We start from the raw sequence: 14,330 nt of genomic DNA, 5'->3' as shown, positions 1-14,330 counted from the left end.
GACCGCGAGCCGCGTCACAGGGATCGGGCAGAATCCGGGGATGGCTTCCCGGCGCGAGGGCGACACCTGGGATCTGGCGTCGAGCGTCGGCGCGACCGCCACGATGGCCGCCGCGGCGCGGGCGATCGCGACCCGCTCGGATCCCGCGCGCATCGACGACCGCTTCGCCGAACCGCTCGTCCGGGCCGTCGGCGTCGACCTGCTCACCCGGCTGGCGAGCGGCGAAACCCCGCCCGGCGACCTGGTCGAGCAGGTCTGGATCGACGTGGCCAAGGTCCGGACCGGGTTCTACGACGCGTTCTTCCGCGAATCGGCGGTCCCGCAGGTCGTGATCCTGGGCGCGGGGCTGGATTCGCGCGCGTACCGGCTGCCGTGGCCGGCCGGGACCGTCGTGTACGAGGTCGACCGGCCGGAGGTGCTCGAGTTCAAGACCCGCACCCTGGCGGAGCTGGGGGCCGAGCCCGCCGCCGACCGGCGGGTGGTGCCCGCCGACCTGCGCGAGGACTGGCCCGCCGCACTGCGCGACGCCGGCTTCGACCCTTCGCGGCCGACCGCGTGGAGCGCCGAAGGCCTGCTCGGCTACCTGCCGCCCGAGGCGCAGGACCGCCTGCTGGACGTCATCACCGGGCTCAGCGCGGAGGGCAGCAGGCTGGCGACGGAAAACCGGCCCAATCCGCGGCCGGGCGACGAAGCGCGGACGAAGGCGGGCCTGGACCGGATCTCCGGGCGCTGGCGCGAACAGCGCTTCGACACGGACATGGCGAAGCTACGCTATTACGGTGAACGCCACGACGTGGAGACCTACCTGGCCGCTCGGGGCTGGGTGCTGACCGCCAGCACCGTCCGCGAGCTGCTCGCCGCGCACGGCCTCGCCCCGCTGGGCGACGACGACCTGCGCACCGGCGACGTGCGGTACGTCAGCGGCGTTCTCCCCCGGAGGTGACGCCCGGCTTGACAGCGGCCGCCGCGTCTCGCAGTATGCGAACAAGTGTTCGATGAGTCTGGGTGCGCCGGTGGGCGTCTCCGGTGCGAGTACGTGGTGCTGGAGGTGAGCGGTGGTGGCGGTGCCGGAGGCGCTCACGGCCATCCCGGGAGTCCGCACGGCCGCGCAGCTGCGTGAGCCGGCCGACGGGGACGTGCTGACGGTGCTGCCCGAGCTGGCCCGCCTGCTCCCCGGCGGCGGCCTGCGGCGCGGCAGCACGGTCGCGGTCCGCGGCGCGCGGTCCCTGGTGCTGGCCCTCCTCGCGGCGGCGACCCGCAACGGCTCGTGGGCGGCGGTCACGGGCCTGCCGGACCTGGGCTTGGCCGCGGCGGCGGAACTCGGCGTCGACCTGGCGCGGCTGGCGCTGGTGCCGGACCCGGGCGCGGAGCTGGTGGCGGTGCTGTCGGCCCTGGTCGACGGCTTCGACCTGGTGGTGCTGGGCCCGGCTTCGGTGTCGCCGCAGACGGCCCGCAAGCTGGCGGGCCGGGTCCGCAACCGGGGAACGGTCCTGCTGACGGCAGGCTCCTGGCCGGGAGCGGACGTGGAACTGACGGTCTCGGGCCGCCGCTGGCACGGCCTCACCCAGGACGGCCACGGCCACCTGAGATCCCGCGAGGTACAGGCCACAAGCCACGGCCGAGGCGCGGCAGCCCGCCCCCTGACGGCGGCGTTGCAGCTGCCAGGCCCGGGCGGAGCGGTGGCGGAAGGCAACCACCCGGAGCGGCGGCTGGTCGGGGTGGCCGGGTGACGCCGGGGTCACGCGGCCAGGCGGGTCACGGCATGACCACACGAGTTCCGCCCCGGATCACGCGAGTTCCGCCTCCGATCACGCGAGTTCGGTCCCGGATCACGCGAGTTCCGGCCCGGGTCACGCGGGTTCCGCCCTCGGTCACGCGAGTTCCGCTTCCGATCACGCGAGTTCGGTCCCGGGGCACGCGAGTTCCGGCCCGGATCGCGCGGGTTCCGCCCTCGGTCACGCGAGTTCCGCGTCCGATCACGCGAGTTCGGTCCCGGGGCACGCGGGTTCGGTCCCGGGTCATGCGGGTTCCGCCCTCGGTCACGCGAGTCCCGCGTCCGATCACGCGAGTTCCGTCCTGGGTCACGCGAGTTCCGGTCCCCCTCACGACCGCGACGGCAAACCCGCCCGACCGCCCCCTGCCCGAGCACCCCTTGCCCCCGGCGCTCCCGCTCCCACCCCGGCAGCACCCGCCGGCCGCGGGATGAGCGACGCGCCACGGCTGCTCGTGCTGTGGTGCCCGGACTGGCCGGTCGTCGCCGCCGGGGCTGCGGCTGGCTCGCCGCCCTCTGCTCCCGCCGCCGTCTTCTCCGCCAATCGCGTCGTTGCCTGCTCCGCTTCCGCCCGGCAGCACGGTGTCGGGCGGGGGATGCGGCGCCGGGATGCCCAGTCGCGCTGTCCGGGACTCGTGGTGCACCAGCACGATCCCGACCGCGATGCCCGGCTGTTCGAACCCGTGGCCGCCGCCGTCGAAGGGCAGGCCGTCGGGGTCGAGGTCGTGCGGCCCGGGATCGTCGCCGTGCCCGTCGACGGGGCCGCCGGGTACTTCGGCGGGGAGGCCGCCCTCGCCGAGCTGCTCATCGACGAGGTCGCTGCCCGGGCCGGTGTCGAATGCCAGGTCGGGATCGCCGACGGGCTGTTCGCCGCCACCCTCGCCGCCCGGCGATCGGCTCTCGTCCCCCGGGGAACCGCGAAAGACTTCCTCGCGCCGCTCTCGATCGCCGAGCTGAACCAGCCGGGTGACGACCGCGGCGAGCTCGTCGACCTGCTCAAGCGGCTCGGCCTGCGCACCCTCGGCGCGTTCGCCGCGCTGGCCGAACGCGACGTCGCCGGCCGCTTCCCGAAGGACGCCGTCGCCGCCCACCGGCTCGCCCGCGGCCGCTCCGAACGCCCGCCCCTGCGCCGCGCCCTCCCGCCGGACCTGGCGGTCACCGAAACCTTCGACGAACCCCTGAAGAGGATCGACGAAGCCGCCTTCGTCGCGAAGACCCTCGGCGAACGCTTCTTCGCCGGGCTCGCGAACCACGGCCTCGCCTGCACGCGCCTGGCCATCGTCGCCGTCACCGAAGCCGGTGAGGAACGCGTCCGCGTCTGGCGCTGTGCCGAACCCCTCACCGCCCGCGCGACGGCCGACCGCGTGCGCTGGCAGTGCGAAGGCTGGCTCACCGCGCGGGACCGGCCGACCGCCGGCATCGTCCGGCTGCGCCTCGACCCCGAAGAGGTCGTCGGCGGCGAGGCGCTGCAGCTGCAGCTCGGCTCGGTGGGCGCCGACGCCGACGCCGCCGAGCGCGCCGGCCGCGCCCTGGTCCGCATCCAGGGCCTGCTGGGCCCGGCCGCCGTCGTCACACCGCTGCTGGACGGCGGCCGCGGCCCGGGCGAGCGCGTCCGGCTCATCCCGTGGGGCGAGCCGCGCCGCCCCCTGGCCGCGGACCGCCCGTGGCCGGGCCGCCTGCCCGCCCCGTCCCCGACGGTCGTGCCGCCCCGCCCGGTGCCGGCCGAGGTGCTCGACGCGGTCGGCGACGTCGTCCGCTGCACCGCCCGCGGCGAGCTGGGCTACCCGCCGTCGACGGTCGCGGTCGACGGCGGGCCGCCCCGCCGGGTCATCGGTTCGGCAGGCCCGTGGGTGGTGCGCCCGACCCTGCCCGGCCGCCGCGGCGAGCGGCCGTTCGCCCGCGTCCAGGTGGTGCTGGCCGGCGACACCGACGGCGACGTCGCGCTCCTGCTGCGGGCCACGCTGGGCGACGATCCACAGTGGACAGTCGAGGGCTGCTACGACTGACGGCGACCGGGGTGAGGGTCGTCATACCCGTGCCGCAGTGTCCACAGTTGACAGCGACGGTGCTCCCGACGCAGGATCGGGACACGGCATTCGTCCGTGTGTTCGAACAGTAGTCGCTGGCTTCCCCACAGCGAAACCGGTGGGAGCAGGCCTTGGCGTTCAACAATCCGCGCGTTCCGTGGTCCGAGGTGGAGCGGATCGCCTCCGGGCGGCCACCCGTTCCCGGGGACGGCAACGACGCCCCCGCGTGGTCGCGCAAGCGCGAAGGGTATGCCGGGGCGCCCGCGGACCTGCGTAACCGGCGCGGCCGGGACGACGGCGGCGACCGGATCCGGGCGCCCTACGCCGAGCTGCACGTCCACTCCAACTTCAGCTTCCTCGACGGCGCGAGCCACCCCGAGACCCTCGTCGAAGAGGCCGCGCGGCTCGAGCTCGACGCGCTCGTCCTCACCGACCACGACGGCATGTACGGCGCCGTGCGGTTCAACGACGCCGCCCGCGAGCTCGGCGTGCGCGTCGGGTTCGGGGCCGAGCTCTCGCTCGGGCTGCCCGGGCCGCAGGCCGGTGAACCCGATCCGCGGGGGTCGCACCTGCTCGTGCTCGCGCGGCAGCAGAGCGGCTACCACCGGCTGTGCCGCGTCATCTCCCGCGCCCAGCTCGCCGGCGGGGAGAAGGGGCGGCCCGTCTACGACTTCGACGAGGTCGCCGACGAGCTGGCCGGGCACGTCGTCGTCCTCACCGGCTGCCGCAAGGGCGCCGTCCGGCAGGCGCTCGCCCACCACGGCCCGGCCGCCGCGCGCGCCGAGCTGGCGCGGCTCGTCGACCGGTTCGGGCGCTCGCACGTGGCCGTCGAGCTGATCGACCACCGGCTGCCCACCGACGACGCCGTCAACGACCTCCTCGACGGCATGGCCAAGGACCTGCGCCTGCCGACGGTCGTGTCCGGCAACGTGCACTACGCCCGGCCCGAAGACGCCGTGGTGGCGGACGCGGTCGCCGCCGTCCGGGCGCGCCGGTCGGCCGAAGACCTCGAAGGGTGGCGGCCGCCGTCGGGGCAGGCTTTCCTGCGCTCCGGGATGGAGCAGCGGCGCCGCTTCGAGCGCCGGTACCCCGGTGCCGTCGGCCGGGCCGCCGTCCTCGGCGTCGAAGTGGCGTTCGACCTGCAGCTCGTCGCGCCGGACCTGCCGCCGTTCCCGGTCCCGGCCGGGCACGACGAGATGTCGTTCCTGACCGAGCTGACCTGGCAGGGCGCGGCGAAGCGCTACGGCTCGCGGGAGGACGACCCGAAGGCCTACGCCCAGCTCGACCACGAGCTCGCCGTCATCGAAAAGCTCGGCTTCCCCGGCTACTTCCTCGTGGTCTGGGACATCGTCCGGTTCTGCCGGGAAGCGGACATCCTCTGCCAGGGCCGCGGCTCGGCGGCGAACTCCGCGGTCTGCTACGCGCTGGAGATCTGCCACGCCGACCCGGTGAAGTGGAACCTGCTGTTCGAGCGGTTCCTCGCGCCGGAGCGGGACGGGCCGCCGGACATCGACGTCGACATCGAGTCCGGCCGCCGCGAGGAAGCCATCCAGTACGTCTACGACAAGCACGGCCGGTTCCACGCCGCGCAGGTCGCCAACGTCATCACCTACCGGGCGCCGTCGGCGATCCGCGACGCCGCGAAGGCGCTGGGCCACAGCCCCGGGCAGCAGGACGCCTACGGCAAGCTCGTCGATCGCTGGGGCGGGGTCGCCGCGACGAGGCAGCAGGCGGCCGGGGCGATCCCGGACGACGTCCTCGACCTGGCCGCGCGGCTCGAGGACTTCCCGCGCCACCTCGGCATCCACTCCGGCGGCATGGTGATCTCGAAGCAGCCGGTGTCCGAAGTGGTCCCGGTCGAGTGGGCGACCATGAAGGACCGCAGCGTGCTGCAGTGGGACAAGGACGACTGCGCCACCGTCGGGCTGGTCAAGTTCGACCTGCTCGGCCTCGGCATGCTGTCGGCGCTGCACCACATGATCGACCTCGTCGCCGAGCACCACGGATCCACAGTGGACATCGGAAAGCTCGACCTGGCCGACCCGAACGTCTACGACATGCTCTGCGCAGCGGACGCGGTCGGGGTGTTCCAGGTGGAAAGCCGCGCCCAGCTGGCCACGCTCCCGCGGCTGCGCCCCCGCGAGTTCTACGACCTGGTCGTCGAAGTCGCGCTGATCCGCCCCGGCCCGATCCAGGGCGGGTCGGTGCACCCCTACATCCGCCGTCGCCGCGGTGAGGAGGAGTGGCAGCACGCGCACCCGCTGCTGGCCGCGTCACTGGACCGCACCCTCGGCGTGCCGCTGTTCCAGGAGCAGGTGATGCAGATGGCGGTCGACGTCGCCGGGTTCACCCCGGCCGAGGCCGACCAGCTGCGCCGGGCGATGGGCGCCAAGCGGTCCAGCGCGAAGATGAAGGCGTTGATGGCGCGGTTCTTCGCCGGCTGCGCAGCCAACGGGCTCGACCGCGAACTCACCACCCGGATCTTCGAGCAGATCCACGCCTTTTCCGGCTACGGCTTCCCCGAAGCGCATTCGATGTCCTTCGCGTTGCTGGTGTACGCGTCGGCGTGGTTCAAGCGCTACTACCCGGCGGCGTTCTGCGCCGGGCTGCTGCGCGCCCAGCCGATGGGCTTCTACAGCCCGCAGTCCCTGGTCGCCGACGCGCGACGGCACGGCGTGCGCGTCCGCGAGCCCGACATCAACGCGAGCCTCGCCGGCGCCACGCTCGAACCGGACGACGGCGGAGTCGCGCTCCGGCTCGGCCTCGCCGCCGTCCGCCACCTCGGCGAAGACGTCGCCTCCCTGGTGGTCGCCGAGCGGGAGGCGCACGGCCCGTACCGGAGCATCGGCGACCTGACCCGCCGCGTGCGGCTGAAGAAGAACGCCACCGAAGCCCTCGCGACGGCGGGCGCGTTCAGCAGCTTCGGCGGTGACCGGCGCCAGGACCTGTGGGCCGCCGGCGCGGCGGCGACCCGGCCGGGACACCTGCCGGGCCTCGCCCCCGGCCTCGACGCACCGGCACTGCCCGGCATGACGCGGGTGGAGGTGACGGCGGCGGACCTGTGGGCCACCGGCGTCTCCCCGGACAGCCACCCGGTGGAGTACCTGCGCGAACTGCTCACCACCCGCGGCGCGATCACCGTCGCCGAGCTCATGCGCACCGAAGACGGCACCCGGGTGTGGGTGGGCGGCGCGGTCACCCACCGCCAGCGCCCGGCGACCGCGGGCGGGATCACGTTCCTCAACCTCGAGGACGAGACGGGCATGGCCAACGTCCTCGTCTCACCGGGCCTCTGGCGGCGGCAGCTGCTCGTCGCCCGCACCAGCGCGGCCTTGCTGATCCGGGGGCGGGTGCAGGCGGGGGAAGGGGTTGTCACGCTTCTCGCCGACCGCGTCGAAAACCTCGATCTGCCGCTGCGGACCGGGCCTTCACGTGACTTCCGGTGAGTTCGGTGCGCTTTCCGGCTAGCGCGCGAGGGTGGGACGACGCCGTGACCACCGGTCCTCGGTGGCCGCCCGGACGACGAACCGGGCGAGGTCGTCGCGGGTGATGGCGGTGCCGCCCTCGGGGTTCTCGGCGTCGCCCACCCGGTAGTTCCCCGTCGCCGGCGCGTCGACGATCCGGGAGGGGCGAACGGCGGTCCAGTTCAGCAGGCTGCTTTCGAGAACGTGCTCCATGGCGCGCATGTCGCCGTAGAGCTCGCGCATGAGCGTGCGGGCGACCGCGCGGTACCACCGGGGGTGGTGGGGGTCGTCGTGTCGCACTCCGCTGGAGGAGAGCACGACGATCCGGTCGGCGCCCTCCTCCGTCATCGCGGTCACGAAGTGGCGGGCGCTGCCGGAGTACAGGCCGCCGGAGCGGCTCCCGGACGGTCCGATCGCGGAGATGACGGCGTCCTGGCCGCTCAGCGCGGCGCGCACCTCCTCGTGGTCGAGCACGTTGCCCCGGACGACCTCCAGCTCGGGCGGGAGCTCCGCCCGGACCGGGCGGAACGTGGCCGGGTCGCGCACGGCGGCGCGGACGTGGTGGCCGTCGCGGAGGGCTTGTTCGACGATGGCGTGACCGGTGGCGCCGTTGGCGCCGAAGACGACGAGCTTGCTCATTAGGCCACCATCCCTTCTGCAGCCCGAACCGATAGGGTTGTGACCACTCGGTCCCGGTGGGTGCATGGCCTAGCGTGCGTGCCGCTTGACGGCCAGCATGAGTACTGCCAGCCCCGCCGGGCCGAGGCCGCTTTACCGGCCTTAGGAACATGCCCCGACCTGGCCGAGGGCCGATTAATGAGCTTCCGGACAGCGTCCTCACCACCGAGCGGGTCCTCCACCGTCAGAGAAGGAGCACCGCGCGCGTGTTCGCGGGATGGGACTGGGCCAGCGGCTCGCACGATGTGACCGTGATCGACCAGGCCGGGACGAGGACCGACCGATGGGCGCTGGCCCACGCCGAAACCGGAATTGCCGGCACCCTGGCCAGGCTGCGCCGCCACGGCGATCCGGCCGGGCTGCCGGTAGCGATCGAGACCACCCGGGGACTGGTCGTGGACCGGCTGCTGGCTGCTGGGCACCCCGTGATTCCCATACACCCCAACGCCTTCAACGCCGTCCGGCCCCGCTGGGGCGCAGCCCGGGCCAAAAGCGACCCCGGCGACTCGTTCAAACTCGCGGACTACCTGCGCACCGACGGCCACCAGCTGCGGACCTTGACACCCACGCTGCCCGAGACACTGGAGCTGCAAGCGCTGACCCGGCAACGCGCCGACCACGTCGAAGCGCGCGTCGCGGCGGTCAACCAGCTCGCTGCGCTGCTGGATGAGCACTGGCCCGGCGGGAAAGCCGTGTTCGCAAGCCTGGACAGTGACATCGCCCTGGCCTTCCTGGACCGCTACCCCACGCCCGCGGACGCGGCCCGCTTGACCGCCGGCCGGCTGGAAGCGTTCTGCAAACGCCACGGCTACTCCGGCAAACGACCCGGCAGTGCGCTGATCGAGCGGCTGCGCACCGCCCCCGCGGCGGCCTCCCGGCTGGGCCGGACTGTGATCACCCGGCTGGTCGGTGTCCAAGTGCAGCTGGTGCGGTCCCTGCGTGTCACCATCCGCGAACTGGATGCCGCCATCGCCGAGGCAGTCAAGACGCATCCCTGGGCCGAACTGATCGCCGGACTGCCCCGGATCGGCTCCGTCAACCTCGGTCAAGTCATCGGTGAGATCGGCCCCATGCTCGAACGCGCCAACGGCTGCGCGCAACTGGCCGCCGAGACCGGTGCGGCACCGGTCACCAAGGAATCCGGGAAACACCGCCAGGTCAACTTCCGGCACGCGGTCAACCGCCGAGCCCGGCAAGCCCTGATGACCTTCGCCGACAACAGCCGGCACGACAGCGACTGGGCCGCCACGATCTACAACAACGCGCGTTCCCGAGGCAAACGCCACCCCCACGCGGTGCGGATCCTGGCCCGCGCCTGGCTGCGCGTCATCTGGGCCTGCTGGCGCGACAGAACCTGCTACGACCCTGCCATCCACCACACCACCACCAAGATCAACACAGTGGAAGGGTTGACTTAGGAAACTCATGGCGGTTCTCCGGGTTCAGTTTTCGAGGGCGGCGGTGCGGGGCAGGAGCGGCACGGCGGCGAGGCAGGCGAGCACGACACCGCCGACGACCAGGAGCGTCGTGGTCATGGCGGTGGTCGTGCCTCCGCCGGCGCTCGCCGCGAGGAAGACGCTGGTGACCGTCGCGGAGCCGATGCCGTTGGCGACCTGCTGCACGGCGCTGAGGGAGCCGCTCGCGGCGCCGGCCTCGTGCGGCTCCACGTCGCCGAGCGCGAAGGTGAAGATCGTGCTGAAGCAGATGCCGGCGCCGAGTCCGACGACGACCGTCGCGACGGCGTTGTGCCACCACGTCGCTTCCGCGCCGGCGACGTTCACCACGAGCAGCAGGAGCCCGGTTCCGGCCAGGGTGGTGAGCAGGCCGCCGGCGACGAGCTTGCGGCCGAGCCTCGCCACCAGGGCGGTGCTGATCCCGGAGCCGCCCATGATGCCCGCGGTGAGCGGGATCAGGGTGAGCGACGTCGTGGTCGGCGAGTAGCCGAGGCCGAGCTGGAAGAACAACGAGATCACGTACATCAGTCCGCTGAACACCGCGAACACCAGCAGACCCATGACCAGGCCCGAGGTGAAGCCGCGGTTGCGCAGCAGCGAGCGGGCCAGCAGCGGCTGGTCGCTGCGGGCCTGGCGGCGGCAGAAGACGGCGAAGAGCACGACACCGGCCGCCGTGGTGCCGACCGCGAGCGCTCCCCAGCCGTGCTCCGCGCCGGTGATCAGGCCGAACAGGAAGCCGAAGAGCGAGCCGGCGAGCAGCCCGCTCGCGACGAGGTCGATGCGGGTGGTGCGGTCGGCTTCGACGGTCGGCAGGAACCGGAAGGCCAGCGCCAGCGCCACGCCCCCGACGACGATGTTGATCAGGAAGATGGGCCGCCACGCCAAGCCGAAGAGGTCGGCGTCGATGAGGACGCCCCCGAGCAGCGGGCCGGCGACCGCGAAGACGCCCAGCATCGGACCGAACAGCCCGAACGCCGTGCGCAGCGCGTCCTTCGGGAACGTCGAGGTGATGATCGCCATGCCCTGCGGGATGAGCAAAGCGCCGAACGCGCCCTGGGCGACCCGGGCGCCGACGAGCATCCCCGGTCCGGCCGCGAGGCCTGCCGCGGCGGAGGCGAGGACGAACCCGGTGAGGCCGGCCAGGAAGGTCCGGCGTTGGCCGAAGCGATCGCCGATCCGGCCGCCGAGCACCAGCAGTGAGCCGAGCGCGAGCGCGTAGGACACGCCCAGCCAGGTGATCAATCCTGGTCCGGCGCCGAGGTCGGCGGCCAGTGACGGTGCCGCGACGTTGGCGATGGTGGCGTCGATCAGGTCCATGGCGTCCGCGAGCAGGACGACGAGGAGCGTCATCACCATCGTTCGCTTCGACGCCCGGGAGGGAGCGGTGGTCGTGGTCATGGGCGTGTCCTTGGTCGGCGTGATCTGACGAACGCGATCGTAACGAACATGTTCGTCACGATCGCGTTCAGGTGCTGATACGCTGATCACATGGCACGCCAAACGCCGGTCAGCCGCCGTGAACGGCCGGCGAAACCCGCCCTGACCCGGGACGGCATCGTGGACGTCGCGATGGCGATCCTCGTCGCGGAAGGCGCGCAGGCCCTGACGATGCGCAGGATCGCGGCAGAGCTGGACACCGGTCCGGCGTCGCTTTACGTGTACGTCCGCAACGCCACCGAGCTCAGCTCGCTGCTGATCGACCGGCTGATCGCCTCGCTGGACCTGTCCTGGGACGGGGCGGAACCGTGGCGCGACCGGCTGCACCGCCTGCTCGCCGACTACTCGGCGATGCTGGCCGCCCACCCGGGCATCGCGCGGTCGGCGCTGTTCGTCTGGCCGGACGGGCCGCACTGCCTCGACCTGATCGAGCTGCTGATGCGGCTGCTGACGACGGCGGGCGTGCGCCCGGAGCCCGCCGGACGCGCGACGGACCTGCTGCTGCAACACGCCACCGCGGCCGTTGCGGAATGGGACGGCCGCCGCGACCGCGGCGAGCAGGACCTCGGCGACCTGGTCGCCACCCTCGGCGCGGCGGATCCCGAGCGGCACCCGACGCTGCACGCGCTCGGGCCGGCGCTGTTCGTCGGCGGCAGCCACGAGGAGCGCGGCGCCTGGATCATCGACGTGATCCTGGACGGGGTCCTGGCGCGCTCATGAGGCGCCGTCCCGGCCGGCGCACGGCTGTGAACGACGCGGGGTCATGGTGGTGGCGTAGGCGGCCGGGAAGAAGCCACAGCCGGCTATAACCCGCCGGCCTTTCCATTAGTCTCTTTCCATGGAGCTGACCATGGCGCCGTTGATGACCTTGGCGAAACAAGGTATTGGATCTTTTCTCGACCAGCTACGAGGGACTCCCACGCTCGGCAGCGTGCGAACCGAGATCATTTCCGCCCTGCAAGATCTTTCCTACGAATTGCGGCGCAGCGTGGAGCAAGGCGTCGGCAATCTCATCGAGCACCCTTACCGGATGGCCCTCGCCCGGGGCATCCGGACGCTGGCGGACGCGGCCAGTGTCGGTGCGGCGGCGCGGCCGCGGGAACTGATCGACGCCCGAGAGCACTTCAAGAACGCGCAGGCCGCCGCGGTGTCGCCGGTGCAGGTGGCGATCGCCGAAGAATATCTGATGATCTGCGCGCTCGCCCTCGACGAGCCGGAGCTGGCGGAGACGGCCTACCGGCTGTTCCGACGGTCCGCTTTCCACGGCGCGCTGAAGGCAGCCGGTGACTACATGCTGAGTGACTCGGTGGCCCGTGAACACGTCGGTCCGCTGCGCGTGCCAGCCGACTCGAGGAAAGCAGCCGACAAGAAAGCGCGCGTCGAATACGAGAACCGAGTGCGAAACGAGCAGTCGCGGATCGACCAGGGCGCGGTCAGGGACTTCAACGAGTCAATCGTCGCCTTGCGTGACGCTTACCTTGTCGCCGGTCACTTCGGTGACGAATCACCGATTCTGGCGCGCGTCGACGACGGCGACACGCCCAGTCGCGACGAAAGGGCGATCGGCGGTTACGAGGAGCCGGAGCACGTTCCTCGTCCTCGCTTGGACAGGTGGGCCTTCTCGGCATCGGACGCGGGACCGGATCTCGTTTTCGAGGAACTCACGATCAAGTGGCGTGAAGTCGAATCGCTCCCGGACCCCGACAGGCGCCGATCGCGTTTCGGCACCTTCAAGGCGGGTGACGAATGGCAGTGGTTCCTCCAGCGAATCGGTCTGTACGGAGCGCGGCCGACGGAGTACCACCGGGCAGAGGTCGCCGTTGGCACTCGCTCGCAGATCCCGACGCCGGTGATCTTGGAACTGGCCAGCGAGATGCGCATGGTGCAGAGGCGAACATTCGACACGGCGTTGTCCCAGTCGTCGTCCGCGACATCGACGTTGCCGTCCAACGAGAACGGGATGACCACCCTGCACGCCGAGTTCGTTCCCTCTGGTCGGACCACGGACTTGACCACGGTGAACCTGGTGGTCAACGGCGCTTTCGTCCTGGAAGCGCCACGGACCACCGGGTGAGTCAGAGCGCCGGCTTGCCCGGCCGGTAGAGCCAGGTGTCGAAGAACGCGTCGAGGTTGCGGCCGGTCAGCCGCTCGACGAACTCGATGAACTGCCGCGTCGAGACGTTGCCGTACCGGTGCGTCGCCGGCCACAGCGTCAGCAGCTTGAAGAAGGCGGCGTCGCCGATCTTCGTGCGCAGCGCGTGCAGGGTCATCGCGCCGCGGTTGTAGACCAGATCGTCGAAGATGTGGTCGCGGCCGGGGTCGGCGACCTGGCCGCTCCAGTCCTTCTCGTCGGCGTAGACCTTCGCGAACGTCTGCTGCACCGGGATGCCGTTGAACTTCTCCTGGTAGAGCCACTCCGAGTACGTCGCGAAGCCTTCGTTGAGCCAGATGTCCGACCAGCGCACCGGGGTGAGGCTGTCGCCGAACCACTGGTGGCCGAGTTCGTGGGCGAGCAGGTCGCCGTCGACGTCATTGGTGCGCCGGTCGTAGACCGGGCGGCCCTGTGTCTCGAGGGCGTAGCCGACGCCGACGTCGGCGAGGATGCCGCCGGTCGAGTCGAACGGGTACGGCCCGTACAACGAGGACTCCCACTGGACGATCTGCGCCGTGGTCTGGTTGAACACCTTGCCCTGACCGGGCTTCGTGTCGATCGACTTGCCGATCGCGGTGATGTTCGGCAGCCCGCCGGCCGCGACGCCGCGGGTGACGGCGTAGTCGCCGATCGCGAGCATGCTCAGCTCGCTGGCCATCGGCCGGTTCATGGACCAGCGGAAGGTGGTCCGGTGATCGCGCGTGGTGGTGGGCCCGGGTTCGCCGTTGGCCAGCACGGTGAGCCCGGCCGGCACGGTGATGGTCTGCGTGTACGTCGCCTTGTCGGTGGGGGTGTCGTTCACCGGGTAGTAGGTCGCGGCGCCGATCGGCTGGTTGAGCGCGACCGCGCCGTCCTTGGTGGCGACCCAGCCGGAGACGCCGAGGGCGGGGTCGTCGATCTTCTGCGGGACACCGGAGTAGCTCACCGAGACGACGAACGGGCTGCCCTTCCGCAGCCCTGACGGCGGCGTGATCACCAGCTCCTGGGCGCCGCTGCGGGTGAAGGTGGCGGCCCGGCCGTTCACCGAGAGCTTGCCGATCGTCAGCGGGCCCTGGAAGTCCAGGTCGAAGCGGGAGAGGTCCTGGGTGGCCGTGGCGAGCACGGTCGTGGTCGCGTCGATGGCTCCGGTGCCGGGGTCGAACGCCAGCCGGATGTCGTAGTGGCTGACGTCGTAGCCGCCGTTGCCCATGTCGGGGAAGTACGGGTCCCCGGCGCCGGGGGCACCGGGGGAGTAGCGCGGTGCCGCCTCCGCCGCCGGGCTCGTCGCGGCCAGCAGGCCGGCGGACAGCACGCAGGAGACGACCAGCAGGTGGCCACGGTTGCGGTTGGCGCCTCGCATCGCTCCTC

General features: G+C 72.1%; 10 protein-coding genes. 7 read left to right on the top strand and 3 right to left on the bottom strand.

Annotation, left to right across the window (positions count from 1 at the left end; all coding sequences use genetic code 11):
- Nucleotides 1-40: 40 nt before the first annotated feature.
- From BLW76_RS39025 to BLW76_RS39005, 4 genes are all read left to right on the top strand, one after another.
- Nucleotides 41-943, top strand: coding sequence for a class I SAM-dependent methyltransferase (locus tag BLW76_RS39025; RefSeq protein WP_091316975.1), 903 nt, complete (start codon nucleotides 41-43; stop codon nucleotides 941-943).
- 115 nt (nucleotides 944-1,058) lie between these two features.
- Nucleotides 1,059-1,730 (top strand): hypothetical protein, encoded by a 672-nt coding sequence (locus BLW76_RS39020; protein ID WP_091320421.1) that lies wholly within the window; start codon nucleotides 1,059-1,061, stop codon nucleotides 1,728-1,730.
- A gap of 472 nt (nucleotides 1,731-2,202) precedes the next feature.
- Entirely contained in the window at nucleotides 2,203-3,777 is a 1,575-nt protein-coding gene (locus tag BLW76_RS39010) for a DNA polymerase Y family protein (RefSeq protein ID WP_167384879.1), read from the top strand.
- A 152-nt stretch (nucleotides 3,778-3,929) separates the two neighbouring features.
- A complete protein-coding gene (locus BLW76_RS39005; RefSeq protein ID WP_091316973.1) occupies nucleotides 3,930-7,244 on the top strand; it encodes an error-prone DNA polymerase in 3,315 nt (1,104 codons plus the stop codon).
- Between the two features lie 18 nt (nucleotides 7,245-7,262).
- On the opposite strand, the gene BLW76_RS39000 is transcribed toward BLW76_RS39005, so the two are convergent.
- Nucleotides 7,263-7,901 carry an NAD(P)-dependent oxidoreductase gene (locus tag BLW76_RS39000; RefSeq protein ID WP_091316972.1) on the bottom strand — a complete coding sequence of 213 codons (639 nt, stop codon included), beginning with the start codon at nucleotides 7,899-7,901 and terminating at the stop codon, nucleotides 7,263-7,265.
- Nucleotides 7,902-8,146: 245 nt separating this feature from the next.
- Between BLW76_RS39000 and BLW76_RS38995 the strand changes: the two genes are divergently transcribed.
- Entirely contained in the window at nucleotides 8,147-9,358 is a 1,212-nt protein-coding gene (locus BLW76_RS38995) for an IS110 family RNA-guided transposase (RefSeq protein ID WP_091303863.1), read from the top strand.
- A 24-nt stretch (nucleotides 9,359-9,382) separates the two neighbouring features.
- Here BLW76_RS38995 and BLW76_RS38990 read toward each other — a convergent pair whose 3' ends face one another.
- Nucleotides 9,383-10,792, bottom strand: a complete 1,410-nt coding sequence (locus BLW76_RS38990; RefSeq protein WP_091316970.1) for an MFS transporter — start codon at nucleotides 10,790-10,792, stop codon at nucleotides 9,383-9,385.
- Nucleotides 10,793-10,882: 90 nt separating this feature from the next.
- Between BLW76_RS38990 and BLW76_RS38985 the strand changes: the two genes are divergently transcribed.
- Together BLW76_RS38985 and BLW76_RS38980 are read left to right on the top strand one after the other, a co-directional pair.
- A complete protein-coding gene (locus BLW76_RS38985; RefSeq protein ID WP_091316969.1) occupies nucleotides 10,883-11,551 on the top strand; it encodes a TetR/AcrR family transcriptional regulator in 669 nt (222 codons plus the stop codon).
- 118 nt (nucleotides 11,552-11,669) lie between these two features.
- On the top strand, nucleotides 11,670-12,905 hold the full coding sequence (locus BLW76_RS38980; protein ID WP_143060768.1) for a hypothetical protein: 1,236 nt from the start codon (nucleotides 11,670-11,672) through the stop codon (nucleotides 12,903-12,905).
- A gap of 1 nt (nucleotide 12,906) precedes the next feature.
- Here BLW76_RS38980 and BLW76_RS38975 read toward each other — a convergent pair whose 3' ends face one another.
- Entirely contained in the window at nucleotides 12,907-14,322 is a 1,416-nt protein-coding gene (locus BLW76_RS38975) for a M1 family metallopeptidase (protein WP_244170522.1), read from the bottom strand.
- Nucleotides 14,323-14,330: the final 8 nt, after the last annotated feature.

The sequence above is a fragment of the Amycolatopsis tolypomycina genome (genome assembly GCF_900105945.1).
GTDB classification, from domain to species: Bacteria; Actinomycetota; Actinomycetes; order Mycobacteriales; family Pseudonocardiaceae; genus Amycolatopsis; species Amycolatopsis tolypomycina.
Note: the sequence above shows the minus strand (reverse complement) of the source record. Positions and strands in the feature narration are given on the sequence as shown.

Excerpts from the sequence above, each read along its gene's own strand:
- BLW76_RS39025 (WP_091316975.1), top strand. The coding sequence starts at position 41 with ATGGCTTCCCGGCGCGAGGGCGACACCTGGGATCTGGCGTCGAGCGTC.
- BLW76_RS39010 (WP_167384879.1), top strand. The coding sequence starts at position 2,203 with ATGAGCGACGCGCCACGGCTGCTCGTGCTGTGGTGCCCGGACTGGCCG.
- BLW76_RS39000 (WP_091316972.1), bottom strand. The coding sequence starts at position 7,901 with ATGAGCAAGCTCGTCGTCTTCGGCGCCAACGGCGCCACCGGTCACGCC.
- BLW76_RS38990 (WP_091316970.1), bottom strand. The coding sequence starts at position 10,792 with ATGACCACGACCACCGCTCCCTCCCGGGCGTCGAAGCGAACGATGGTG.
- BLW76_RS38985 (WP_091316969.1), top strand. The coding sequence starts at position 10,883 with ATGGCACGCCAAACGCCGGTCAGCCGCCGTGAACGGCCGGCGAAACCC.
- BLW76_RS38980 (WP_143060768.1), top strand. The coding sequence starts at position 11,670 with ATGGAGCTGACCATGGCGCCGTTGATGACCTTGGCGAAACAAGGTATT.
- BLW76_RS38975 (WP_244170522.1), bottom strand. The coding sequence starts at position 14,322 with ATGCGAGGCGCCAACCGCAACCGTGGCCACCTGCTGGTCGTCTCCTGC.